This window comes from Arhodomonas sp. KWT (assembly GCF_010993615.1).
Genome location: NZ_WNXE01000898.1, coordinates 1 through 691 on the forward strand (window position 1 = coordinate 1; position 691 = coordinate 691).

General features: G+C 71.9%; 1 protein-coding gene. It reads right to left on the bottom strand.

Features of this window, described 5'->3' with window-relative positions:
- Positions 1 to 691, bottom strand: a 691-nt coding sequence (locus G7A99_RS23150; protein ID WP_163144404.1) for a ketopantoate reductase family protein, incomplete at both ends; no start/stop codon positions are given.

The window sequence follows — 691 nt, forward strand, 5'->3', positions numbered from 1 at the left end:
ACCGGGCCGCAGATGGCGTCCACCTCCAGCGGCCGGCCATGCTCACGGTCCACGAGCATGGAGGTCTTGATGGGGTCGAGGTCGTGGATGATGCCGAACATCTCCGCCACGTCCGTCTCGTCGAGCTCGACGCCGTCCGCCCGGGCCGCGGTGGCGGTCTCGCGCATGAGCCGCTTTACCACCGGCGCGATGCGCTCGTCGTGGGTCAGGCGCTGGCTGTCCCAGCCGGTGACCGCGGAGATCGGATTCACGCCGTTGTTGATGATGAGCTTGCGCCAGAGCTCGCGGCGGATGTCCGGTGTCTCCTGTACCGGCACGCCCGCCGCCTGCAGGGCCGCCATCAGGCGGGGCAGGAAGGCCGATGCCGGCCCCTCCGGTGCTTCGGCCCGGTTGGGCCAGATGCCCGCGGTGACCTGCCCGGGGCCGGTGGCCTCGATCACGCCGGGGGCGGTGACGTGGGTGCCGATGCGGATGGACAGGCCGCCGATCACCCGATCGGCGCCCAGGGCATCCGCAAGTACGGGTTCGTTGTCGACGCCGTTCTGCAGCGAGACGACGGGCACAGCGCCGGCCCCGGGCCACTCGGCCAGCGCGGCGGCGATCGCCGGTGTCGACGCGGACTTGGTCGCGAGCAGTACGCCGTCGACGCCGTGCGGATCCTCGGCCTGCAGGCCGGCGATATCCATGGCGG